This is a genomic window from Pseudoflavonifractor sp. AF19-9AC (assembly GCF_003478995.1).
Taxonomy (GTDB): Bacteria; Bacillota; Clostridia; order Oscillospirales; family Oscillospiraceae; genus Lawsonibacter.
The window spans coordinates 333,423-354,495 of sequence record NZ_QUGI01000002.1 but is presented as its reverse complement, the minus strand read 5'-3'; the positions used below and the strand labels follow the sequence as shown (position 1 = coordinate 354,495).

At 64.4% G+C, this 21,073-nt stretch carries 25 protein-coding genes; 21 read left to right on the top strand and 4 right to left on the bottom strand.

Features of this window, described 5'->3' with window-relative positions:
• Positions 1 to 108 precede the first annotated feature (108 nt).
• From glgD to DWX58_RS04565, 4 genes are all read right to left on the bottom strand, one after another.
• A complete protein-coding gene (gene glgD, locus DWX58_RS04580) occupies positions 109 to 1,224 on the bottom strand; it encodes a glucose-1-phosphate adenylyltransferase subunit GlgD (RefSeq protein ID WP_118641785.1) in 1,116 nt (371 codons plus the stop codon).
• The gene (locus DWX58_RS04575) at positions 1,221 to 2,429 is read right to left on the bottom strand and encodes a glucose-1-phosphate adenylyltransferase (protein WP_118641784.1); all 1,209 of its coding nucleotides are present in this window, start codon (positions 2,427 to 2,429) and stop codon (positions 1,221 to 1,223) included. Before DWX58_RS04575 ends, glgD begins: the two co-directional genes overlap by 4 nt.
• Before the next feature lie 83 nt (positions 2,430 to 2,512).
• The gene (glgB, locus tag DWX58_RS04570; RefSeq protein ID WP_243093258.1) at positions 2,513 to 4,708 is read right to left on the bottom strand and encodes a 1,4-alpha-glucan branching protein GlgB; all 2,196 of its coding nucleotides are present in this window, start codon (positions 4,706 to 4,708) and stop codon (positions 2,513 to 2,515) included.
• A gap of 226 nt (positions 4,709 to 4,934) precedes the next feature.
• Positions 4,935 to 6,083 (bottom strand): D-alanyl-D-alanine carboxypeptidase family protein, encoded by a 1,149-nt coding sequence (locus tag DWX58_RS04565; RefSeq protein WP_118641783.1) that lies wholly within the window; start codon positions 6,081 to 6,083, stop codon positions 4,935 to 4,937.
• Between the two features lie 230 nt (positions 6,084 to 6,313).
• On the opposite strand from DWX58_RS04565, the gene DWX58_RS04560 reads away from it, so the two are divergent.
• From DWX58_RS04560 to DWX58_RS04465, 21 genes are all read left to right on the top strand, one after another.
• Positions 6,314 to 6,610 carry an XRE family transcriptional regulator gene (locus DWX58_RS04560; protein WP_118641782.1) on the top strand — a complete coding sequence of 99 codons (297 nt, stop codon included), beginning with the start codon at positions 6,314 to 6,316 and terminating at the stop codon, positions 6,608 to 6,610.
• Positions 6,611 to 6,613: 3 nt separating this feature from the next.
• On the top strand, positions 6,614 to 7,873 hold the full coding sequence (locus tag DWX58_RS04555) for a PBSX family phage terminase large subunit (protein WP_118641781.1): 1,260 nt from the start codon (positions 6,614 to 6,616) through the stop codon (positions 7,871 to 7,873).
• Between the two features lie 28 nt (positions 7,874 to 7,901).
• Positions 7,902 to 9,053 (top strand): serine/threonine protein phosphatase, encoded by a 1,152-nt coding sequence (locus DWX58_RS04550; protein WP_118641780.1) that lies wholly within the window; start codon positions 7,902 to 7,904, stop codon positions 9,051 to 9,053.
• A 173-nt stretch (positions 9,054 to 9,226) separates the two neighbouring features.
• The gene (locus tag DWX58_RS04545; protein WP_118641779.1) at positions 9,227 to 10,159 is read left to right on the top strand and encodes a hypothetical protein; all 933 of its coding nucleotides are present in this window, start codon (positions 9,227 to 9,229) and stop codon (positions 10,157 to 10,159) included.
• Positions 10,160 to 10,182: 23 nt separating this feature from the next.
• Positions 10,183 to 10,521, top strand: coding sequence for a hypothetical protein (locus DWX58_RS04540; protein WP_118641778.1), 339 nt, complete (start codon positions 10,183 to 10,185; stop codon positions 10,519 to 10,521).
• Between the two features lie 23 nt (positions 10,522 to 10,544).
• Positions 10,545 to 11,558, top strand: coding sequence for a phage major capsid protein (locus tag DWX58_RS04535; RefSeq protein WP_118641777.1), 1,014 nt, complete (start codon positions 10,545 to 10,547; stop codon positions 11,556 to 11,558).
• 1 nt (position 11,559) lies between these two features.
• Positions 11,560 to 11,913: a hypothetical protein gene (locus DWX58_RS04530; RefSeq protein WP_118641776.1), complete on the top strand. Its 354-nt coding sequence runs from the start codon at positions 11,560 to 11,562 to the stop codon at positions 11,911 to 11,913.
• On the top strand, positions 11,910 to 12,242 hold the full coding sequence (locus DWX58_RS04525; protein WP_118641775.1) for a hypothetical protein: 333 nt from the start codon (positions 11,910 to 11,912) through the stop codon (positions 12,240 to 12,242). Before DWX58_RS04530 ends, DWX58_RS04525 begins: the two co-directional genes overlap by 4 nt.
• Complete coding sequence (locus DWX58_RS04520; protein WP_118641774.1) at positions 12,239 to 12,739, top strand: hypothetical protein; 501 nt, start codon at positions 12,239 to 12,241, stop codon at positions 12,737 to 12,739. The genes DWX58_RS04525 and DWX58_RS04520 overlap by 4 nt, the downstream gene beginning before the upstream one ends.
• Positions 12,736 to 13,794, top strand: coding sequence for a phage tail sheath C-terminal domain-containing protein (locus DWX58_RS04515; RefSeq protein ID WP_118641773.1), 1,059 nt, complete (start codon positions 12,736 to 12,738; stop codon positions 13,792 to 13,794). The genes DWX58_RS04520 and DWX58_RS04515 overlap by 4 nt, the downstream gene beginning before the upstream one ends.
• 26 nt (positions 13,795 to 13,820) lie before the next feature.
• Positions 13,821 to 14,210 (top strand): hypothetical protein, encoded by a 390-nt coding sequence (locus DWX58_RS04510; RefSeq protein WP_118641772.1) that lies wholly within the window; start codon positions 13,821 to 13,823, stop codon positions 14,208 to 14,210.
• A gap of 3 nt (positions 14,211 to 14,213) precedes the next feature.
• Positions 14,214 to 14,597 (top strand): hypothetical protein, encoded by a 384-nt coding sequence (locus DWX58_RS15105; protein WP_147382237.1) that lies wholly within the window; start codon positions 14,214 to 14,216, stop codon positions 14,595 to 14,597.
• The gene (locus DWX58_RS04505; RefSeq protein WP_243093257.1) at positions 14,591 to 14,851 is read left to right on the top strand and encodes a molybdopterin oxidoreductase; all 261 of its coding nucleotides are present in this window, start codon (positions 14,591 to 14,593) and stop codon (positions 14,849 to 14,851) included. The genes DWX58_RS15105 and DWX58_RS04505 overlap by 7 nt, the downstream gene beginning before the upstream one ends.
• Positions 14,848 to 15,402: a hypothetical protein gene (locus DWX58_RS04500; RefSeq protein ID WP_118641771.1), complete on the top strand. Its 555-nt coding sequence runs from the start codon at positions 14,848 to 14,850 to the stop codon at positions 15,400 to 15,402. Before DWX58_RS04505 ends, DWX58_RS04500 begins: the two co-directional genes overlap by 4 nt.
• Before the next feature lie 42 nt (positions 15,403 to 15,444).
• Positions 15,445 to 16,011, top strand: a complete 567-nt coding sequence (locus DWX58_RS04495; RefSeq protein ID WP_118641984.1) for a LysM peptidoglycan-binding domain-containing protein — start codon at positions 15,445 to 15,447, stop codon at positions 16,009 to 16,011.
• Positions 16,008 to 16,958 (top strand): hypothetical protein, encoded by a 951-nt coding sequence (locus tag DWX58_RS04490; RefSeq protein ID WP_118641770.1) that lies wholly within the window; start codon positions 16,008 to 16,010, stop codon positions 16,956 to 16,958. Before DWX58_RS04495 ends, DWX58_RS04490 begins: the two co-directional genes overlap by 4 nt.
• A 10-nt stretch (positions 16,959 to 16,968) precedes the next feature.
• The gene (locus DWX58_RS04485) at positions 16,969 to 17,370 is read left to right on the top strand and encodes a hypothetical protein (protein WP_158579213.1); all 402 of its coding nucleotides are present in this window, start codon (positions 16,969 to 16,971) and stop codon (positions 17,368 to 17,370) included.
• A 1-nt stretch (position 17,371) separates the two neighbouring features.
• A complete protein-coding gene (locus DWX58_RS04480) occupies positions 17,372 to 17,716 on the top strand; it encodes a hypothetical protein (RefSeq protein ID WP_118641769.1) in 345 nt (114 codons plus the stop codon).
• A gap of 19 nt (positions 17,717 to 17,735) precedes the next feature.
• Positions 17,736 to 18,791: a baseplate J/gp47 family protein gene (locus DWX58_RS04475; RefSeq protein ID WP_243093256.1), complete on the top strand. Its 1,056-nt coding sequence runs from the start codon at positions 17,736 to 17,738 to the stop codon at positions 18,789 to 18,791.
• Positions 18,788 to 19,357, top strand: a complete 570-nt coding sequence (locus DWX58_RS04470) for a DUF2313 domain-containing protein (protein ID WP_118641768.1) — start codon at positions 18,788 to 18,790, stop codon at positions 19,355 to 19,357. The genes DWX58_RS04475 and DWX58_RS04470 overlap by 4 nt, the downstream gene beginning before the upstream one ends.
• A gap of 209 nt (positions 19,358 to 19,566) precedes the next feature.
• Positions 19,567 to 21,003 (top strand): sodium:solute symporter family protein, encoded by a 1,437-nt coding sequence (locus DWX58_RS04465; RefSeq protein ID WP_118641767.1) that lies wholly within the window; start codon positions 19,567 to 19,569, stop codon positions 21,001 to 21,003.
• The last annotated feature ends 70 nt before the right edge of the window (positions 21,004 to 21,073 follow it).

The window sequence follows — 21,073 nt, the reverse complement described above, 5'->3', positions numbered from 1 at the left end:
ATCCCTTTCCTTTCCGCATGACCTAGGCTGATGCTTGAGATAGGACAAAGCCCCACCGCGGGGGCGGACCATTCCGCCGCGCACCCCCGGTGGGGCTGCTGCTTCCGGTTACACCACAGATCCCTTGGCGATGGCAAGAGGATAGGTCTGGTGCCCCATGAGCATCCGGTCCTCCTGGACCGTTACGTTCTTATCCGTGATGACGTAGGACAGGGAGGCGCCCGTCTTCACCACCGTGCCCTGCATGAGCACGCTGTTGGACACCTTGGCGCCCTTCTCCACCACCACACCGCGGGAGAGAATGGAGTTTTCCACCTCGCCCTCGATGTAGCAGCCGTCGGCCACCAGAGAGCACTTGGACACAGAGTCCGGTCCGTAGTAGGTGGAGGGGTTGGACTGGTCCTTGGTCCGGATGGGACGGGCGGGGTTGAAAAGGTCGGCCCGCACCGCCGGGTCCAGCAGGTCCATGGAGCGCTGATAGTAGTCGCTGATGGACTGGAACTGGGCCACATAGCCCTCGTGGACATAGGGACACAGCTTCAGGGACTTGATGCGGGGCTGCAGCACGCCCCGGCTGAAGTGCTGGATGTCGTGGGCGGCACAGTAGTCCACCATGTCCAGCAGCAGCTGCTTGGAGATGACGTACAGACGAAGAGATTCCAGACTGTTGGCGGCGGAGGAGGGGTGGATGGACAGATCGGTGATCCGGCCCTCGTCATTGACCTCCACATACTCGGAGTAGCGGGGGGCGCCGTGGAGAATGGGGGTACACACCAGGGTGATATCCGCGCCGGTGGCGATGTGCTGCTCCAGCACCTTGTTCACCGGCAGGTTGATGGCCATGTCGCCCCGGCCCATGATGACGTAGTCCTCCCGGATGTTCTGGAGGTAGTTGGCCACGCCCGCCAGAGCGGCCATGTCGCCCCGGTACTCACCGCCGCCCTTTTCCGCATAGCTGAAGGGGGGCAGGATGCGCAGACCGCCGTGCTTACGGCTCAGGTCCCAGTCCTTGCCGGAGCCCAGGTGGTCCAGCAGGGACTGATAGCTCTCGTGGACGATGATGCCCACGTTGGAGATTCCCGCGTTCACATAGTTGGACAGCATGAAGTCGATGAGGCGATACCGTCCGCCGAAGGGCAGAGAACAGGTATTGCGGGGACGAGTCAGCTCGCCCAAATTGGCATCGGAGCGGTAGGCATACAAAATTCCGTGGAGATCGTTCATACCTGCTCACCTCCCTTCACATCTTCCCGGACCATGGCGCTGGGCGACACCACGGCCCCCTCGCCCACGGTGACCCCACCGGCCACCACGGCGATGCCCCAATTGGGGTTGTCATCCGGCGCCGAGCCCACCAGGGCGCGGGCCTCCACCACGGCGTCCTCCGCCACGATGGAATAGGATACCTGAGCCCCCGCCTTGACCACGGCGCCGGGCATGAGGATGGAGTACTGGACGCTGGCGCCCTCCTCCACCGTTACGGAGTGGAACAGCACCGAGTTCTCCACCAGGCCGTCCACCTGGCTGCCGCCGGTGACCAGAGAGTGGGAAATGCGGGCGTTGGGCCCGGTGATGTGGGGCGGCTTGATGGGAGAGCGGGCGAAAATGGGCCAGCTGGGGTCATAGAGGTCGATGCTGCTGCGGGGGGCCAGCATATCCATGTTGGCGTCCCACAGGGAGTCGATGGTGCCCACGTCCTTCCAATAGCCGTGGAAGCGGTAGGCCATCAGCTTCTCCCCTGCTGAGAGCAGGTTGGGAATGATGTTCTTGCCGAAGTCGTTGGAGGAGCTGGGGTCAGCCTCGTCATCAATGAGGGCCTGACGCAACTTCTTCCAGGTAAAGATGTAAATGCCCATGGAGGCCAGGTTGCTCTTGGGGTGCTTGGGCTTCTCCTCAAACTCGTAGATGCGGTCGTTCTCATCCACGTTCATGATGCCGAAGCGGGTGGCCTCCTCCATGGTGACCTCCAGAACGGAGATGGTGCAGGCCGCGTTCTCCTTCTTGTGCAGGTCCAGCATGTCCGTGTAGTCCATCTTGTAGATGTGGTCACCGGACAGGATCACCACGTACTCCGGGTCATAGAGGTCCAAAAAGCCGATGTTCTGGTAGATGGCGTTGGCGGTTCCCTTGTACCAGGTGCCCTGGTCCCCCTCCCGCATGTAGGGGGGGAGAATGTGGACGCCGCCGTCGGACCGGTCCAGGTCCCAGGGCTGGCCGTTGCCGATGTAGCTGTTCAGCTCCAACGGACGGTATTGGGTCAGCACGCCCACCGTGTCAATGCCCGAGTTGACACAGTTGGACAGGGGGAAATCGATGATGCGGTACTTTCCGCCGAAGGGTACGGCGGGTTTTGCCACATGGCTGGTCAGTGCGTACAGGCGGCTGCCCTGTCCGCCGGCCAGCAACATGGCAACGACTTCTTTCTTCATACGTCTGTCACCTCTTGTCTGTTTCACGCGGGGAACTATGGAACAAGGCGGGCCAAAACGGCGGGCCCTGGAATTCCTGACGATCAGGGGGTGGACTTGCCTCGGGCGGCCTTTCTGGCGGCCGCCTTCACAGAGCGCTTGGCCTTGGGAGCCTTCGCCTCCGTCTTGGGAGCTTCTTCCTTGGCGGGCTTGGCCTCGGCCTTGGGGGCCTCCTCCTTGGGGGCCTTGGCCGCCTTGGTGCGGGTGGTCTTGGCCCGGGTCTTGGGAGCCTCCTCCTGCTCCGCCTTGGCCTTGGCGGTGCGCTTCTTGGCAGGGGCCTTCGCCTCAGGGGCGGCGGCCTTGTCCGCCTTGGGCTTGCGCACCGGGGCGCGGCGGGTGCAGCGGTAGATCATCACCGACATGGGGGGCAGGTCGATGACCAGAGACTGCTCCTGGTCGTGGTAGGGGACCTTCTCCGACTTCAGGGGGCCCTGGTCGCCCAGACCCTGGCCGCCGAAGCGGGTTTCGTCGGTGTTGAACACCGGGGTCCAGGTGCCGGCAAAGGGCACGCCGATGCGGTAGCCCTCCCGGTGGTTGGGGGAGAAGTTGCACACAATGGCCAGGGGCTTGCCGCTCTTATCCCAGCGCAGGAAGGAGACGGTGTTGGCGGTGTTGTCGTCGGCGCAAAGCCACTGGAAGCCCTGCCAGGAGTCGTCCTGCTCCCACAGGGAGGGCTCGGCCAGGTAGAAGTTGTTCATGGCCTGGAAGAAGGCCTGGGTTTGGCGGTGGGGCTCATACTGCAGCAGATGCCAGTCCAGAGAGTACTCGTAGTGCCACTCGTTCCACTGGGCAAGCTCCGCCCCCATAAAGGTGAGCTTCTTGCCCGGGTGGGTCATCATGTAGGCGTAGAAGGCCCGGACACCGGCAAACTTCTGGGGGTTGTCCCCGGGCATCTTGCCGAAGAAGGAGCCCTTCATGTGGACCACCTCGTCGTGGGACAGAGGTAGGATGTAGTTCTCCGAGAAGGCGTACATGAGGGAGAAGGTGATGTCCCGGTGGTTAAACTGCCGGAAGTAGGGGTCCAGCTTGATGTAATGGCAGATGTCGTTCATCCAGCCCATGTTCCACTTGAAGTTGAAGCCCAGGCCGCCTTCGTCCACGGGGTAGGTCACCTTGGGCCAGGCGGTGGACTCCTCGGCGATCATGAGAACGTCGGGGTGGTCGGCAAAGACGGCGGTATTCAGCTTCTGGAAGAAGTCAATAGCCTCCAGATTCTCCTTGCCGCCGTGGATGTTGGGCATCCACTCCCCGTTCTGCCGCCCGTAGTCCAGGTACAGCATGGAGGACACTGCGTCCACCCGCAGGCCGTCCATGTGGTACTCCTCCAGCCAGAACATGGCCGAGGAGAAGAGGAAGGACCGCACCTCGTTGCGCCCGAAGTCAAAGACCTGGGTGCCCCAGTCGGGGTGCTCCCCCTTCCGGGGGTCGGCGTACTCATAGGTGGGAGTGCCGTCAAAGTGGTAGAGGCCGAAGGCATCCCGGGGGAAGTGGGCGGGAACCCAGTCCATGATGACTCCGATGCCCGCCTGGTGCAGCTGGTCAATGAGGTACTTCAGATCGTCGGGGATGCCGAAGCGGCTGGTGGCCGCGAAGTAGCCCGTGCACTGGTAGCCCCAGGAGGCGTCCAGGGGATGCTCCGTCACCGGCAGCAGCTCCACATGGGTGAAGCCCATCTCCTTCACGTAGGGCACCAGGTAGGAGGCGATGTCCCGGTAGGAGAGGAACTCGCCCTCCCCGGTACGCCGCCAGGAGCCCAGGTGGCACTCATAAATATTCATGGGCTTTGTATAAAGAGGCGTTTTTGCCCGGTATTCCATCCAGCTCTTGTCGCCCCACTGGTAGCCGGTATTCAGATCATAGATCTTGGTGGAGACGTCGGGGCGGGTGGCGCTGTGGAAACCGAAGGGATCGGCCTTGCCCACATAGGTGCCGTCCTCCTGATGGATGGCATACTGATAGGCGTCGTAGCGCTGCAGGCCGGGGACAAAAGCCTCCCAGATGCCGCCCTCCACCTTCTCCATGGGAGTGGCCTCCAGGTCCCAGCCGTTGAAGTCGCCGATGATGGTGATGCGGGGGGCGTTGGGCGCCCAGACCCGGAATAAGTAGCCCTCGGTTCCGTCCTCAGTCTTGGCCGGATGGGCGCCGAAACACCGCCAGGCCCGGGTGGAACGGCCCTCGGAAAAGGCCTCCAACTCTAAAAACAGGTCGTTGGCGGAAAGATTTTCCTGATATTTGGACAAAGTGATCACCTCTGCGGTAAATTTCCTCGCCGCGCTGAGCGAAAAAGCACAACACGCAGACGAAAATATTGCCGGATATTTATATAAATTATACAACGCGGTCCAGAACCCGTCAAGTAAAATAGCCGTAAAGCTGGATTTTGTACATTTCGGCAAAAAGACTGGAACTTTATGTAAGCGCCGGGAAATCCCGGCGGGCGGAACGGGCAGGGAACCGGTTCCCCACTTATCCCTCCGCCATGAGCAGCTGGCGCAGCATGCGGGAGAAAATTCCAGGCACCGTCAGCCGGTCCACGCCCTGGGCGGCCACGATGGGAATGGTCTTCTGAAGCTCCTCCCCCACGTACACCTCCAGCTGGCCCAGGGTCTGGCCCGGGTCCACCGGAGCCTCCACATCCTGGGCCACCGTCACTTTGGTGGTCACCTGGTCCGCCTGGCGCTTGTCCACCAGCAGGGAGCAGTCCTCCTTCAGCTGGGGCTGCACCTGGGCCGCCGTCCCCAGCAGCACGTCCACCGGGGCCAGAGGGGTCTCGGGGTAGACGTTTACCAGAGCGTAATTTGCAAAGCCGTAGTCCAGAAGGGCCTTGGCGTCCTCAAAGCGCTGGGCACTGGTGGGGGCCTTCATGATGACGGCAATGAGCTCCATGCCGTCCCGCTCCGCCGTGGCCGACATGCAGTAGAGGGCCGAGTCGGTGGACCCCGTTTTCAGACCCGTGGCCCCCGCATAAAAGCGGATGAGCCGGTTGGTGTTGGTGAGCCCGAAGGTGCCGTCCCGAATGGAGTCCATCCAAATGGTTGTATAATCCCGAATATCCGGGTGGTTCAAAATGAGCTCCCGGGACATGAGGGCGATGTCGTAGGCCGTGGTCACATGGCCGTCGGCGGGCAGGCCGGTGCAGTTGACAAAGTTGGTGTCCGCCATGCCCAGCTCCTGGGCCTTGCGGTTCATCTCCGCCACAAAAGCCGCCTCACTGCCGTAGAGGTGCTCCGCCAGGGCCACCGCACAGTCGTTGCCCGACACCACGGTGACGCACTTGATAAGCTCCCGGACGGGCATCTGCTCCCCTTCTTTTAGATAGACCTGGGAGCCGCCCATCCCCGCCGCGTTGGCGGAGACGGTCACCAGATCATCCGAGGTGAGCCGCCCGTCGTCCAGAGCCTCCATCACCAGAAGAAGGGTCATGATCTTGGTCACGCTGGCCGGCTCCAGCTTCTGGTGGCTGTTCTGGTCGTACAGCACGGTCCCTGTCTCCTTCTCCATCAAAAGAGCGGAGGCACAGGAGAGAGACAGTCCGCCAGCCTCCTCCGCCCCCGCAGCCGGTATGGCGGCCGCCAACAGCAGCGCCGCCAGAATCAACGTGGAAATGCGCTTCATAAATGGTTCCTCCTGCTCCATCATTTGTGGATGAAAACAGGATATGGAGAGACTGCCGGTTCTATACAGTGGGCAAAGCCGGTATTTTTTTCTGGACAGGCCTGTGTATTACCTTAATGCAAACCGGGCGTGAGATATGACGAAGAAGGGCGAGTCCCTTCTTTTTTTCTTGCGTGACCGGCACCATACAACTTTCCGGCCTCTCCCAGCCAGAGGTGAGGAGGGATGGAATGGCCAGAGGTGGGCTCCCGGGACGGGAGGAGATTTTAAAGCGCATGTGGAAGCTGGCCAACGCCGATGTGGGCGACGCGGTGCGCCTGGCCTGCTTTCCGGAGGAGGACTGGGGCGGGCTTCAAAAGCTGGATCTGGACGCCCTCACCGAGTTTAAACGGGGGACAAACGGCGTCATTGAACTGAAATTTGCCGACCGGGCCCGGCTGCTGGAGCGGCTGCTGGACGCCGCCGACCAGAGCGGTGAGGAGCAGGTGGACCGCTTTTTGCGGGCCATGGAGGAGAAGGGGGAATAAGCCGTGGAGGATCTGGTCTTTTCCCCCAAGCAGCGCCGGGTGCTCACCTGGTGGCGGCCCGGCTCCCCCGACCGGGACAGGCAGGCCATCATCTGCGACGGGGCGGTGCGCAGCGGCAAGACCTTGTGCACCGGATTGTCCTTTTTCTGCTGGGCCATGCGCTCCTTCCAGAACCGGAATTTCGCCCTGTGCGGCAAGACCATCTCGTCCCTGCGGCGAAACCTGCTCTCGGAGCTCATTCCCCTGCTGGAGAATATGGGCTTCCGGTGCCGGATGCAGAATGGACGAAACCTCATTCAGGTGCGGCTGGGGCGGCGGAAAAACACCTTCTACCTCTTCGGGGGCAAGGACGAGGGCTCGGCGGCCCTCATCCAGGGCATCACCCTGGCGGGGGCCCTGCTGGACGAGGTGGCCCTGATGCCCCGCTCCTTCGTGGAGCAGACCGCGGCCCGGTGCTCGGTGACCGGGAGCCGGCTGTGGTTCTCCTGCAACCCCGAGTCCCCCGGGCACTGGTTTTACCGGGAGTGGATTGAAAAGGCGGAGGAGAAAAAGGTGCTGCGGCTCCAGTTTGCCATGACCGACAACCCCGGCCTCTCCCGGGAGGTGCTGGAGCGCTACCAGACCATGTTTGAAGGCACCTTCTACCGCCGGTTTGTGCTGGGAGAGTGGGTGGCCGCCGAGGGCATCATTTATGACTTCTTTGACGAGAGCTATGTATCCCCGGTGCCGGAGGGGGAGATGGAGCAGTGGTACATCTCCTGCGACTACGGCACGGTGAACCCCACCTCCATGGGCCTGTGGGGCAAGCAGGACGGGGTGTGGTACCGGGTGGCGGAGTACTACTACGACGCCCGGCAGGAGCGGCGACAGAAAACCGACGAGGAACACGCCGACGCCCTGGCACGGCTTGCCGGGGGACGGCGGATTGAGGCGGTGGTGGCCGATCCCTCCGCTGCCAGCTTTCTGGAGACCCTGCGCCGCCGGGGCTGGCGGGTGCGGCGGGCGGACAACGAGGTGCTCTCGGGCATCCGCCTCACCGCCCGGCTGATGAAGGCCAGAAAGCTGGTCATTTGCCAGCCCTGTAAGGACGCCATCCGGGAGTTTTCCCTCTACCGCTGGGAGGACAAGGGCGACGGTCAGGACCGGGTGAAAAAAGAATATGACCACGCGATGGATGAAATTCGCTACTTTGCCTCTACTGTGGCGGGGCGGGAAAGCAGCGGCGGCTTTTTTGCCGGCTGCGTGGAGCGGAAAACGCGCTGAAAATTGACAGAAAAGGGAGCGGGACAACATGAGATGGTGGAAACAGAGGCACCGGGAGGCGTCGCCCCCCGTGGTGCAGGTGCGCCGGAGCGAGGGGCACCCCTTCGGCGTACTGGACCGGTACACCCCCCTGGGCGGCGGCTCGGTGGAGCTGTACCGGGCTATCCGGGAGGGCGTGCCCGTGGTGGAGGCCGCCGTGTGGAAGCTGGTGCGGCTGTGCGGCGGGGTGCATCCCATCTGCCGGGACAAGAGGGCACAGGAGGAACTGGACGCCTTCTGGCAGGGGGTGAACACCGGCTGGGGCCAGCAGGGGATGCAGGCCTTTCTGGACCGGTATTTGGACGACCTCTTTACCTGCGGCCACGCATTGGGTGAGATTGTGCTCACCGGAGACGGGCGGGATGTGGCGGCGGTGCTGTGTGCCGACCCGGAGCAGGTGGAGGCCCGGGAGGGGGACACCCCCCTGGACTTCCGGCTGTGCCGGAGGGAGGTGGGGGAGCCCAGAGAGCTGCCCTGGCAGGAGCTGCTCCTCTTCACCCCCTTTCAGCCTACCTCCGACAGCCCCTTCGGGGTGTCCCTCATGCGGTCCATGCCCTTTTTGACGGGCATTCTGCTGAAAATTTACCAGGCCATGGGCCAGAACTGGGAGCGGGCAGGCAACCTGCGCTTTGCGGTGGTCTGTAAGCCTGGGGAGGGCGAGGAGGCCTTTGCCCAGGAGCGGTGCTCACAGATTGCCCAGGAGTGGTCGGCCGCCATGCAGGCTGGCCGGGAAGGGACGGTGCGGGACTTTGTGGCCGTGGGCGACGTGGACATCAAGGTCATCGGCGCCGACAGCCCCATTCTGGACAGCGAGGTGCCCGTGCGCCAGATTCTGGAGCAGCTGGTGGCCCGGACGGGCATTCCCCCCTTCATGCTGGGGCTGTCCTGGTCCTCCACCGAGCGCATGAGCGCCCAGCAGGCCGACCTGCTTACCAGCGAGATTACCGCCATCCGCCGCAGCGTGGAGCCCGCGCTCCAGAGGGTGGCCCAGCTGTGGCTTGGGCTGCGGGGCTATGACCCCCGGGTGACGCTGGAGTGGGAGGACATCAATCTCCAGGACCTGGTGGAAGAGGCCCGGGCAGAACTGTACCGGACCCAGGCAGAGGGCTTGAAGCTGGAGCAGGAGAGCCGGAAGGGCTGAAAAGTCCCGCCCGGAGCGATTACGCCAGGTCGGGGCCCCCGGGAAAGCGCGGAGCGCTTTTCTGGGGAGAGGAGGAGCAGCGGAAGGAGCGAGGCCTGCCGGATGCGGCGGGCCGAGGGATCTGGAGCTTGCGACGACGATGCTCAGGCGGAGAAAATGAAGGAGGAAGCCGAATGAAGGTATTGAAGGAATCCCAGGGAGGCCAGCAGGCGGCGGTGACGGCGGAGGATCTGGCCCTCATCAACCTGCTCTCCCGGAAGGAATTAAAGGAGGAGGACGTGTACGTCTTCTCCCTGCGCCTCTGCGACAACGAGGTGGACCGGGACCAGGAGCGCTTTGCCCCCCAGACACTGGAGGAGCTCTCCAGGCTGTTTGTGGGCAAGAGCGGCATCTTTGACCACCAGTGGTCCGCCCGGGGTCAGGCCGCCCGCATCTATAAGACCGAGGTCATTTTCCAGCCGGAGCGCACCACCAAGGCCGGGGACGGCTACTGCTGGCTGAAGGGCTGGGCCTACATGGCACGGACCGAGGGCTCAAAGGACCTGATTGCCGAAATTGAGGCGGGCATCAAAAAGGAGGTCAGCGTGGGCTGCGCCGTGGAACAGTCGGTGTGCTCCATCTGCGGGGCCGACCTTCGAAAGGGGCAGTGCGGCCACAAGAAGGGCGAGTACTACGACGGAAAGCTGTGCTACGCCAGCCTGGAGGGGGCCAGCGACGCCTATGAGTTCTCCTTTGTGGCGGTGCCCGCCCAGCCCGAGGCGGGTGTGGTGAAGGGGGCGGGCAGCGCCCGGACCCTGAAGGACCTGGTCCGAAAAAATCCCGGTCTGGCCGGAGAGCTGGAACAGCTGGAGCGGGAGGCGGAAGCGGGACGGCAGTACCGGAAGGAACTCAAAGAGGAGACGGTACGCCTGGGCCTGCTGGCCGGGCTGGGCATGGAACGGGAGCTGCTGCTGGGCATGACGGAGAAGCTCTCCCTCGCCGAGCTTACCGCCCTGAAGGAGGCCTGGGGCGCAAAGGCTGCCCGGCGTTACCCCATCTGTCCCCAGCTGGAATACGGAGAAAAGAGCGGCCAGCCCGACAGCCGGGACGGCGCTTTTCTGATTTGATTTTTTAAGGAGGTCAACAAACCATGAGCAAGTTTTCCTTTGAGGACATTGGAGCCGTGGTGGCCACCTTCGCCTGCGGCGAGGACGTGACCGGCGGCAAGGTGGTCAAGGTCACCGAAAACGGCACGGTGGGCCTGTGCTCGGCCAAGGACAAGTTCTGCGGCGTGGCCATGGAGCCCCGAAAGGGGGGCGCCGCCGTCCAGGTGAAGGGCTTTGTCACCGTCAGCACCACCGGCTCCCTCACCCCCGGCTGGGCCAATGTGGAGGCCGACGGCAACGGCGGCGTGCAGAGTTCCGCCGACGGCGGCATCCCCGTGCTGGTGGTCAGCGCCGGCGAAAACTCCGCCGTACTGTGTCTGTGAGAAGAAAGGGAGCGTGAAGAAAAATGGCTTTTTCCTATGACAATCTGAGACTGGACAAGGGCATGTATCAGGAGGCCGGGTCCACCTTTACCCAGGTGCTGGAGCGCCAGGACCCCAGCGAGCAGTACAAGGGCACCTCCCTGGAGGGCCTGGACGCCTTTCAGCGCCAGCTCAAGCGCTTTGACATCAAGGTGAAGGGCGCCGGCAGCGACGTGGTGGAGAAGTTCTTCCGCACCGCCGACTCCGCCGTCCTCTTCCCTGAGTACATCGCCCGCTCCGTCCGCCAGGGCATGGAGGAGGGCGACATCCTCCCCCACATCACCGCCGCCGTCACCAAGTTCGACGGCATGGATTACCGCTCCATCGCCTCCGAGGCCGGCGGCGAGGAGAAGGAGCTGCGCCAGGTGGACGAGGGCGCCTCCATCCCCGCCACCACCATCAAGGTGCAGAGTAACCTGGTGAAGCTGCGCAAGCGCGGCCGCATGCTGGTGGCCTCCTACGAGGCCGTCCGCTACCAGAAGCTGGACCTCTTCTCCGTCACCCTGCGCCAGATTGGCGCTCACATCGCCCGGGCCCACCTGGAGGACGCGGTGGACGTGCTGATGAACGGCGACGGCAACGGCAACGCCGCCCAGGTGGACGAGGTGTCCTCCTCCGGCACCCTGACCTACGACGACCTGGTGGACTTCTGGGCCAAGTTTGACCCCTACGAGATGAACGCTCTGCTGGTGTCCGGCGACGTGATGGTGAAGCTGCTGAAGCTCACCGAGTTCCAGAACCCCCTCACCGGCCTCAACTTCCAGGGCACCGGCAAGCTGACCACCCCCCTGGGGGCCACCCTGCTGCGCACCTCCGTCCTCCCCGAGGGCACGGTCATCGGTCTGGACAAGCGCTTCGCCCTGGAGATGGTGCAGGGCAGCGACGTGACGGTGGAGTACGACAAGCTCATTGACCGCCAGCTGGAGCGGGCCGCCATCACCACTATCAGCGGCTTTGCAAAGATTTTCCAGAACGCCAGCCGGGTCCTGGAGGTCTGAGATGGAGCTGGGCGAGGAAATTCTGGCCCTGTGCCGCCAGATGGGCGCCGGGGAGGAGCAGGACACGCTGCTCCTCCCCCTCATTGAGGCCGCCCAGGACAGCCTTCAGCGGCGGCTGAAGGCCGGCGTCTCGCCCCAGGACTGCGGCTCCGCTTTCCCTTTGGCGGCGGCTCTCATGGCCATGGACGGCCTCAGCGGGGCCGCCGGAGAGGGGGACGTGAGCTCCTTTTCCGCCGGCGAGGTGTCCGTCCAGCTGCGGGAGAAAAGCGGCGGCGGACGGAGCGAGCAGGCCGAGCGGCTGCTGGCCCCCTGGCTGCGGGAGACGGGCTTTGCCTTCCGGGGGGTGGAGGGATGACGGACCGGGCGTGGAAGAGCATTTTGAGCCGGTACGGGCAGGAGGTTACCCTCCACCCCGCCGGGGGCGGCGAGGGAATTTCGCTAAAAGCCTTTCTCCAGCCGGTGCTCCAGAAGAGCGAGGACCAGCAGGTCCCCTCTCCCCTGGGATTTCGGCGGGAGGACCGCTTTTTATATCTGGGGCCCGCCGATGTGCCTCTGGCGGACGGAGACCAGGTGGAATGGCAGGGCGGGCGCTACGCCGTCCAGTCCGCCCATCCGGTGGGGCCGGAGACGGGCGGACACTTCTGGGCCCTGTTGCGGCCCGTGGATGAGGAGGGGACCGTATGAATGGGGGAGTACAGGGCATTACCAAGGCCCTTGCCGACTACCTGACGGAGCAGGGCGCCGCGGCGGTACCCGCCTGGAACACCGGGGCGAGGCAGAAGCTCAGCGGACCCACGGCAGTGGTATCCCTGCGGGGATGCCGGGTGGCCCCGGTGGGCTTTCAGGACTACCTGGGCCAGCGGCAGCGGGAGGACGGGGTGTGGGAGGACTGGTACGGCCGGGAGGCCACCCTTACCTTCGGCCTGGACCTCTGCGCCCCGGAGGGGACGGAGGACGGGGCCTTCCAGGCCCTTTTAGACCAATTATCCGCCGCCCTGCTGGTGGGCGCGCCGGAGGGGCTGGCCGTGGAGGAGTTCTCCTGGGGAGAGCTTACCTTCGACACCCAGCAGCGGCTGCTGCGCCAGAGCACCCAGGCGGTGTGCCGGGCCTACCTCTGCGCGGCGGAGCAGGCCGACGGGCTGTTTACCGATTTTGAACTGCGAGGAGGCATAAAAGCATGAATGTGACAACCCATCAGCGGCCGGGAGTGTACTCGGCCTATGACGCCAGCACCATCGTCTCGGGCAGCGGCGGGGGCAGACTGGTGGGCCTGGCGGCGGTGAATACCGTGGCCACGGCAGGCGAGGTGCAGACCATCACCAGCTATGAGAAGGCAGTGGCGGTCTTCGGCTCCGACGGGGACGAGGATATGGCCGAGCTCATCCGCCTGGCCCTGAAAAACGGCGCCGGCGGCGTGAAGGCAGTGGCGGTGGCCAACGAGGAGGGCTACGACGCCGCCTTTGCCCTGCTGGAGCAGGAGGAGGACCTGGCGGTGGTGCTGTGCGGCAGCACCGACCAGAGTGTGCAGCAGAAGCTGCGGGACAGCGCGGTGACGGCGGCGGAGAACCGCCGGGAGCGGCTGTGCGTGGTGGCGGGAGCCGCCGGGGAGGATGAGGAGGCCCTCATCGCCCGGGCGGAGGCCCTGAACAGTGAGCGGGTGGTGCTGGTGGCCCCCGCCGGGCTGGACCGGGACGGGGAGGCCATCTCCGGACTGGGTGTGGCCGCGGCGGTGGCAGGCGTGCTGGCCGGGGAAAGCGACCCCGCCATCCCCCTGGGGGGTGCGGAGCTGAAGGGCCTCTATGGCCTGGAGCAGCGCTACGACGACAACGCCCTGGACCTGCTCATTCTGGGGGGCGTCACCCCCGTGGAGAGTGTGTCCGGCATCGTGTCCGTGGTGCGGGGTGTGACCACCCGGACCAAGACCGGCGAGGTGCAGGACGCCACCTGGCGGGACCTGGCCACCATTCGGGTGGTGGACGATGTGATTCCCTCCCTCCGCACCGCCCTGCGCACCAAGTTTGCCCGGGCCAAAAACACCGCCCAGAGCCGCAGCGCCATCCGGGCCCAGGTGGTGCTGGAGCTGGAAAACAAGCTGAAGCAGGAGATTATCACCGGCTATGAGGGGGTGGAGGTGTCCGCGGACACCCAGGATCCCACCCGCTGCCTGGTGGACTTCTCCTTCACCGTGGCCCACGGCATCAACCAGATCTGGCTGACCGCCCATATCACCGTGTGAGCGGGCAGGAATAGGAGGAAGTTTCTATGAGCGTGGCAGGATTCCCCACCAGCAGCGACATCTATCTGGAAGTGGACGGTACCCGGGTGGCCGTGGTGCAGAGCTACACCGCCAAGACCACCAAGAGCAGCACCGCCGTGGAGGCCTTCGGCGAATCGGAGCCGGTGGCCACCATTCCCGGCCAGGCCGTCCACACCGTACAGCTCAAGCGGCTGTACGCCACCGACGAGGCCATCCGGGACGGCATCGACTTTTACAACATGTCCGGCTTCTCCCTGGTCATCTGCAAGCCGGACCGGAAAATCATTTACAGCGGCTGCCAGTGGAGCTCCATTGAGGAGAGCGCCACCCTGGGCAGCATGGTGCTGGAGGAGGTCACCCTGGTGGCCACCCGGCGCATTGAGACGGAGGTGTAACCGGTGGCCCCTTCCATTTTGGCGGGACAGGACCGGCTGCCCCTGAATAACGGCATGGAGCTTCGGCTGCTGTCCGCCCTGGAGGTCCTCCAGGCCCGGCGGGAGGCGGGGGAGCTGGCCCAGGAGGACCGGGAGCGGGCATTGTGCTCCAACGCCTGCCTGCTGGCCCGGGCCCTGGAGCAGGCCGAGGACCACACCCCCGTGTTTGCAGACGGCCGGGCGGTGCTCTCCGCCCTCACCGTGGAGGAGATTGCCGCCCTGGCCGGGCGGTGGGCCCGGTTCCGGGAGGAGAATAACCCCGGGCTGAACCTCACCGACGGGGAGTTGGAAGAGCTAAAAAAAAACTCCGTGACCAGCCCGGTGAGCGGCTTCGATGGCGGGTGCTGAGGGACTTTTCCGCCCTGCCCACCGAAGTCCGGGCCCGGGAGATGAAGGACCGGGACTACCTGTGGTGCCTGGTCAACCAGCTGCTGGACCGGGAGGAGGAGCTCGACCGCCTGTGCCCGGAGTGCCGAGCCCGGGCGGAGGAGGCACGCTGTCCGGTGTGCGGACGGACCCAAGGCTCCTGGGGGAAGGGCGGAGTGAATGCCGCCTTTGACCAGGACCGGTTTGAACGGATGAGAGGGGGAGAGGACCGGTGACCGACTATCTGACCCAGCTTCTGGGCCCGGAAGAGGACGCCCTGGAGTGGGCCCTCCGGCAGGCGGAAAACGCCCTGGCCGGGGGAAGGCCCAGGGAGACAGAGAGGGAGGAATCCTACCCTATTGACGAGACGGCATGGGCGGAGCCTGAGACCGAACGGTTGGACACGGACCGCTCCCCCAAGGAAAAGGCCGGGCTTCCCCAGGGGCTGCCCCGGGAGTTTGCCCAGGAAGCGATGAATACGGCCCTCCGGGGCGGGGCGGAAGATGGGATTGCCCCGGAAATTGCCCGGCCTGAGGCCCGGCCCCTGGCCGGGGCCCTCCAGAGGGCGGACCGGAGCGCCGCCCAGGCCGGAGCGCTGACCCGGGGCGCGTCTGCCGTCCACCCCACCGGAGACCGGACGAAGGCGGAGGACCTGGCCCGGACCGCCGTGGGGCGGGCCCAGAGAGGCCGGGACGGCACCGGCGGGGAGCTGGACACCGCCCAACAGGTGGACCGGGCCTTCCGCCGGGACAGCCGCCGCTACGACGGCGGCTTTTTTCTATACTGAGACAGCAAGCGGAAAGGGAGCGATCACAGGATGCTGTCCCCCATGCGATACAAAAACTACATCTGGCCCCATAACCCCAGGGTGTACTCCATCGACTACAACAAGGAGCTGGTGGTGCACAAGATTCCCTTTGAGCTCTACCGCCTGCAGAATCTGGGCCGGACCAACCGGATTATGGCGGGCGAGGGGGAGTTTGTGGGCGAAAACGCGTACAGCCAGTTCGGCATGCTGGCCAACGTCTTTTATGAGGAAAAGCCCGGGCTGCTGGTCCATCCCCTGTGGCAGGTGTCCAACGCCTACTTTGTGTCCCTGCGGCTGGAGCAGGAGCCCCGGCCCGACTATGTGCGCTACTCCTTTGTCTTCTGGGAGGACCACAGCACAGAGGGCGACCTGGTGCTCCGGGTCACCGGCTCTGCCGGCGGGACGGAGGGGGGCACACAGAGTGCGTCGGTCTCCTCTGTTCCCCAGTACCACCGGGTGGTGAAGGGAGACACCCTGTGGGCGCTGGCCAAGACCTACGGGCTTACCCTCAGCGAGCTCATCGCCCTCAACCCCCAGATTAAAAATCCCAACCTCATTTATGTGGGAGATGAGGTGAGAGTGAAGTGACGGGCTATGTCATTGACCGGGCCGGGGTGCGGTGGCAGCTGCCGTCCCTGCTGGCCTGGCAGCTGGACTACACCGCCGGAGTACCCTGTGACAGCTTCTGGCTGCGCTTTCTCTGGAAGTTGGGGAGCGACACCGACCCACGGGAGTGGGTGGAATTTCAGGCGGAAGACAACGGTGAGCGGGTCTTTACCGGCCTGGTGGATGAGTGCGAGCGCACACGGGACAGCGACGGGGAGATTATGGAGATCTCCGGCCGGGGGATGGCCGCCCGCCTTCTGGACAACGAGGCCCTGGGGCAGGACTATGAGACCGCCACCCTGGCCGACATTTTGCGGGACCACGTGACCCCCTACGGCATCACGGCGGCCCCGGGGGCCAGCCTGCCCGCCGTGTCCCAGTTCTCGGTGGCGGTGGGCAGCAGCGAGTGGTCGGTGGTCTACGACTTTGCCCGGTACTACGGCGGCGTGGCACCCCGCTTTGACAAGCTAGGGCGGCTGGTGCTCACCGGCTGGACGGAGGGAGAGGAGCGGGTGCTGGGAGACGGCGTGCCGGTGACAAAACTGGTATGCCGGGACCGGCGGTATGGCGTTCTCTCCCGGGTGCTGGTGCGGGACCGGTACTCCGGCGCGGTGCAGACGGTGGAAAACGGGGACTTTCTGGCCCGGGGAGGTATGGCCCGGCGGGTCATCACCATGCCGGGGCGGAGCTCCTACAAGACCATGCGCTACTCCGGCCAGTTCCAGCTGGACAAATCCAAGGCCCAGCTGGAGCGGCTGGAGGTGGAGGTGGCCCTGCCCTTCTGCGCCTGGCCGGGGGACCTGGTGGTGCTGGAGCGCAAGGAGTGGGATCGGAATGGCCGCTACCGGGTGGCTCAGGCCACGGTAGGTATGGATGAGCGGGGCTACTGGACGCGGCTGGATCTGGCCCGGCCGGACTTTGTGATGTGAGGTGAGGGGTATGTGGACATCGGAACGGACACGGAGGCCGGTCCAGCAGGAGCCGGCGGCGGAGCTGGGGGCGGTGACCCTGGGGGGCGACCCCGCGGGGGTGGCCCTGGGCGGGGAGCGGAGATGGCTCAGCGTCTACGCCCCCGGCGGGTACAGCTGGCGCCCGGCGGCGGGAGAAAAGGTGCTGGTGCTCAAGGCGGGGGGCGAGCGGGAGCTGCCCTGCATTGTGGGCACCGTCCAGCAGGAGACCGATCTGAAGCCCGGGGAGGTGAGCCTCCGGGGCGGCAGCAGCCAGGTGCGGCTGGGACAGGGCAGCCTGGAGCTCAACGGCCACATTATGGTCAACGGCATGGACCTGGAGCGGTACATCCGGGAGATCGTGGGCGAGATGTTGGGCGCCATGGGAGGTTAAGATGGAACGGAAGCTGATAAACGGCGAATATGTACCCAACGGGGCGGGGGGACTGACCACCCTGGAGGGGGCACAGGAGGTACTGGCACGGGTGCTGTTCCGCCTCACCGCCCGGCGGGGCGGACTGCCCTTCCGTCCCAATCTGGGCAGCCGCCTCTACCAGGTGCTGAGGGAGAAACCCTCCGCCCGCCAGGCCCTGGCCGCCCAGTACGCCGCCGAAGCCCTGGAGGAGGAGACGGATCTGAAGCTCTCCCGGGTGGAGTGGCAGGACACAGAGAACGGCGGTCGGGTGGTGGTGCGCCTGGAGTGGCGGGGGGAGACCCTTACCGCCCAGGTGGATCTGTGAAAAATGAGGTGACGGCAAGTTGAAAACGGTTGAGACCATTTATAAGGAGATGCTGGAGCAGTTTGGCCAGTACACGGGGCTGGAGCCGGTGGAGGGCTGTGACCTGTCCGCCCGGCTGTACGCCGTGGCTGCCCAGGTGTATGCCCTGTACGTCCAGGCTGACTGGGTGGCCCGGCAGGCCTTCCCTCAGACCGCCCAGGGGGGGTATCTGGACCGCCACGCCCAGCTGAGAAGCCTGGAGCGGAAGGGCGCGGTGGCCGCCCAGGGGGTGGTGCGCTTCACCGCCGGAGAGACGGCGGCGGTGGACCGGGTCATCCCTCAGGGGACCGTGTGCATGACGGTGGGCCTGGTGCGCTTTGAGACCACCCAGGAGGGCGTCATTTCCGCGGGAGAACTGACCGCCGATGTGCCCGTCCGGGCCCTCACGGAGGGTGCGGCGGGCAACGTGGGAGCGGGCACCATTGTGACCATGGCGGTGGCCCCGGTGGGGGTGCTGTCCTGCACCAATCCTGAGCCCTGCACCGGCGGCGAGGAGGCGGAGGACGATGAGGCCCTGCGGGCCCGGGTGCTGGACACCTTCAAGCGCCTGCCCAACGGGGCCAATGCCGCCTTCTACGAGCAGAGCGCCCTGTCCTTTGACGGGGTGGCCGCCGCGGCGGTGGTGCCCCGCCCCCGAGGGACAGGCAGCGTGGATGTGGTGGTGGCCACCCTCTCCGGCCTGCCCGGGGAGGAGCTGCTGCGTGAGCTGACGGAGTACTTCCAGGCCCGGCGGGAGATTGCCGTGGATGTGCAGGTGCGGGCCCCGGAGACGGTGTCGGTGGATGTGACTGTGCGGGTGAAGGCCGGGGAGGGCCGGGACCAGCAGGCGGTGGAGCAGGGGGTGGAGCAGGCCCTGCGGGACTGGTTTACCGGAAAAATCCTGGGCCAGAGCGTGCTGTTGGCCAAGCTGGGCAGCCTCGTCTACGGCTGCGAGGGCGTGGAGAACTACGCCATCTCCGCCCCTGCCGCCGATGTGGCGGTGGCCTCTGACGTGCTGCCCGTGCTGGGCACCCTGACGGTGGAGGAATTGGTATGAGCTACGCCCAATATCTCAGAGAGCTGCTGCGCCCCCTGGGGGTCTACGATCTGGAGGCCCCCTTCTCCGGGGGCGAGCTGGACACGGAGGGAGCGGCCCTGGACGGGGCCGAGGGGACGCTGGAGGAGGTGGGCCGGGAGGTGGACCTCACCTCCGCCCGGGACTGGGGGCTGGAGAATCTGGCCCGCCTCTTTGTCCGCCGCCCGGCGGCGGGCACCCCGGAGGAGCTGGGCCAGGCCCTGGCCGCCCTGCTGCGCATCGGCGGGGACAGCTTTACTCCGCAGGCCATCAACGACACCATTTCCGGCTGCGGCATTCCCGCGTGGGTGGAGGAGACCGGTGTGGGCACGGTGCAGGTGCGCTTCCCCGGCACCGCCGGCGTGCCCGAGGGCTTTGAGCGGCTGAAGAAAATTGTGGAGGACATCCTCCCCGCCCATCTGGCCATTGAGTACTGGTTCTGGTACCTAACCTGGGCGGAGCTGGAGGCAAAATTCTCCTGCTGGGCCGATATCGAAGCCCTGGATTTGACCTGGGAGCAGCTGGAGACCTATGTGGGAGATTCCTAAACAGCGGCAGTGATCTGCATGAAAACCGCGGGATGGAGCGTGCTCCATCCCGCGGTTTTTTATTCGCCGTAAATAAAAAAACAGAAAAATTATTCACTTTAATAGTTTAAACTATTGACTAATTAGTGAGATGGAATTATAATGACGCAAAGCGCAGGGAGGATTCCTCCCTGCGGTGTGTTTTGAAGAAAGAAGGAGGAAGCAACATTATGCCTGAATCTGCAAGCGGAACGGTACTGGTCCTAATCAGCACCGTAGTGGTAATGCTCATTGGCCTGGGCATTGCCCTTTATTTCCAAAAACGAACCAAAACGGCTGAGGACTGGGCCATGGGCGGCCGGCAGCTGCCCTCCTACGTCATCGTCTTTACTCAGTTTGCCACCCTGGTTGGCGGCGGCGTGCTGGTGGGTCATGTGAGCATTGGCTTCAGTTATGGCCTGGCCCCCCTGACCTACGGCGTATGCGGTGCGGCCGGCTGCTTTATTATGGCCATTATTGCCGCTTGGCTTCGCGAAAATGAGTTTACCACCATTCCGGATATTCTGGAAAAGGTATATGGAAAGAACCGCTTTTTGCAGTTTGTAGGCGCCATTATGGCCATGGTAGTGCCCTTCGGGTGGATTGCCTCTCAGGCCACAGCCTTTGCCAAGCTCTACGCTGAGATTACTGGCATTGACATGAACGTACTCATTGTGGTGCTGGTTATCATTTGTGTGCTCTTTACCATCCCTGCCGGATTCAGTGCCGTGGCCTGGAGCGACTTTGTTTTCGGTGTGATGATGCTGGCGCTGTGTGTGCTCACTGGCTACCTGGCCCTGGATATGGGCGGTGGCTGGAGCAATGTGGTGGCTGCCCACCCCGACCCGGAGGTGCTCAGTTTCCCCGGCGGTCTTCTCTCCGCCGGCTTTACCACCACGGCCTTGTGGTTTATTGCCGCTACCCCCGGTATGATGACCAACCAGATGACCCTGCAGCGGGTGTGTGCGGCCAACTCCGCCAAGAATGCCCGCCGTACTCTTATTGTGGGCGGTATCCTCATTGCCGGCATTGAGCTGTGGGTTGTTGTGGTAGGCAATGTGTGCCGGGCCCTGAATCCTGGCCTGGATTCCGAGCTGGCCAGCGGCTGGTTCCTTACTCAGATTCCCACCTGGGCCCTGGCCCTGTTCAGCGGCTTTATTGCCACTACCATCATCTCCACCACGGACAGCGCCCTGCAGTCGGTATCCGTGAACCTGACTCAAGACATCTACAAACAGTACATTAATCCCAACGCCGATGATAAGAAGCTGCTGTCCGTGTCCCGGATCTGCACCGTGCTGGTGGCTATCGCCGCCGTGGCGCTGGCCATCGCCTTCCCCCAGGTGCTGAACCTTATTGTGGCCTCCTATGCCTACTCCGCCTCCGGTCTGCTGGTGCCGATCTACTGTGGGTATGCCTTCCGTCACAAGAATATTCTGACTCCCGTCAGCGGCATTGCCGGTATGGTGGGCGGTGTAGTGGGCTGTGGTCTGGCCCAAGCCTTTGAGAGCTCTCTGCCCCCTATCTTCGGCATCCAGATGCCCTATGCCATCTACGGCATTCTTGCCTCTCTCGTTTGCCTGCTGATTGCGGCAGCCGTTACCAAGAAGGAGAAGACTAAGGCATAAAACTCCGCTTCGGCCTATGACTGTCTGCTTGCACGGTTATGGGAACTGTGCTACAATACAGCATTAGTGA

What these genes read in the sequence shown, in the direction of transcription:
- DWX58_RS04550 (WP_118641780.1), top strand. Translation starts at nt 7,902, where the DNA reads ATGAGATGGTGGAAACAGAGGCACCGGGAGGCGTCGCCCCCCGTGGTG.
- DWX58_RS04470 (WP_118641768.1), top strand. Translation starts at nt 18,788, where the DNA reads ATGAGCTACGCCCAATATCTCAGAGAGCTGCTGCGCCCCCTGGGGGTC.
- DWX58_RS04510 (WP_118641772.1), top strand. Translation starts at nt 13,821, where the DNA reads ATGAGCGTGGCAGGATTCCCCACCAGCAGCGACATCTATCTGGAAGTG.
- DWX58_RS04465 (WP_118641767.1), top strand. Translation starts at nt 19,567, where the DNA reads ATGCCTGAATCTGCAAGCGGAACGGTACTGGTCCTAATCAGCACCGTA.
- DWX58_RS04565 (WP_118641783.1), bottom strand. Translation starts at nt 6,083, where the DNA reads ATGAAGCGCATTTCCACGTTGATTCTGGCGGCGCTGCTGTTGGCGGCC.
- DWX58_RS04520 (WP_118641774.1), top strand. Translation starts at nt 12,239, where the DNA reads ATGAATGGGGGAGTACAGGGCATTACCAAGGCCCTTGCCGACTACCTG.
- DWX58_RS04540 (WP_118641778.1), top strand. Translation starts at nt 10,183, where the DNA reads ATGAGCAAGTTTTCCTTTGAGGACATTGGAGCCGTGGTGGCCACCTTC.
- DWX58_RS04535 (WP_118641777.1), top strand. Translation starts at nt 10,545, where the DNA reads ATGGCTTTTTCCTATGACAATCTGAGACTGGACAAGGGCATGTATCAG.
- DWX58_RS04495 (WP_118641984.1), top strand. Translation starts at nt 15,445, where the DNA reads ATGCGATACAAAAACTACATCTGGCCCCATAACCCCAGGGTGTACTCC.
- DWX58_RS04530 (WP_118641776.1), top strand. Translation starts at nt 11,560, where the DNA reads ATGGAGCTGGGCGAGGAAATTCTGGCCCTGTGCCGCCAGATGGGCGCC.
- DWX58_RS04575 (WP_118641784.1), bottom strand. Translation starts at nt 2,429, where the DNA reads ATGAAGAAAGAAGTCGTTGCCATGTTGCTGGCCGGCGGACAGGGCAGC.
- DWX58_RS04485 (WP_158579213.1), top strand. Translation starts at nt 16,969, where the DNA reads ATGTGGACATCGGAACGGACACGGAGGCCGGTCCAGCAGGAGCCGGCG.
- DWX58_RS04560 (WP_118641782.1), top strand. Translation starts at nt 6,314, where the DNA reads ATGGCCAGAGGTGGGCTCCCGGGACGGGAGGAGATTTTAAAGCGCATG.
- DWX58_RS04545 (WP_118641779.1), top strand. Translation starts at nt 9,227, where the DNA reads ATGAAGGTATTGAAGGAATCCCAGGGAGGCCAGCAGGCGGCGGTGACG.
- glgD (WP_118641785.1), bottom strand. Translation starts at nt 1,224, where the DNA reads ATGAACGATCTCCACGGAATTTTGTATGCCTACCGCTCCGATGCCAAT.
- DWX58_RS04480 (WP_118641769.1), top strand. Translation starts at nt 17,372, where the DNA reads ATGGAACGGAAGCTGATAAACGGCGAATATGTACCCAACGGGGCGGGG.
- DWX58_RS04525 (WP_118641775.1), top strand. Translation starts at nt 11,910, where the DNA reads ATGACGGACCGGGCGTGGAAGAGCATTTTGAGCCGGTACGGGCAGGAG.
- DWX58_RS04515 (WP_118641773.1), top strand. Translation starts at nt 12,736, where the DNA reads ATGAATGTGACAACCCATCAGCGGCCGGGAGTGTACTCGGCCTATGAC.